Source organism: Halorubrum sp. SP3, from assembly GCF_005435195.1.
GTDB lineage: Archaea > Halobacteriota > Halobacteria > Halobacteriales > Haloferacaceae > Halorubrum > Halorubrum sodomense.
On record NZ_SGTU01000515.1, the window covers coordinates 1 to 326 of the forward strand.

At 71.8% G+C, this 326-nt stretch carries 1 pseudogene; it reads right to left on the reverse strand.

From position 1 onward, the window contains the following. A pseudogene (locus EXE42_RS17435) lies at positions 1 to 249 on the reverse strand (molybdenum transporter); the annotation flags it as partial. Positions 250 to 326 lie beyond the last annotated feature (77 nt).

Genomic DNA, 326 nt, shown 5'->3' on the forward strand with positions numbered 1-326 from the left:
GCAGTCGCCGTCCCGGGCGGTCCGGAGCGAGGCGCCCGTCCCCCGAACCACCGACTCCACCCGCGCCCCGAACCGGTCGGCGTACCCCCGGTTCAGGACGGGGAGCAGCCCGCTGTCGTACGCCGTCGTGGCGGTCGCGAGCGTCACCGTGCCGCGGTCGCCGGAGGGCGTCTGGGCCCGGGTCGTACAACCGGCCAGCGAGGCGGCACCGGCGAGGCCGAGCGCCCGCAGGTACTGTCGACGACGCATGTGTGACGTGATCGGAATTGCCTACACTTCCGTAAGAAGTAACCGGTCGTTGTTTCCGTTCGGGAACGCGGTCCGCC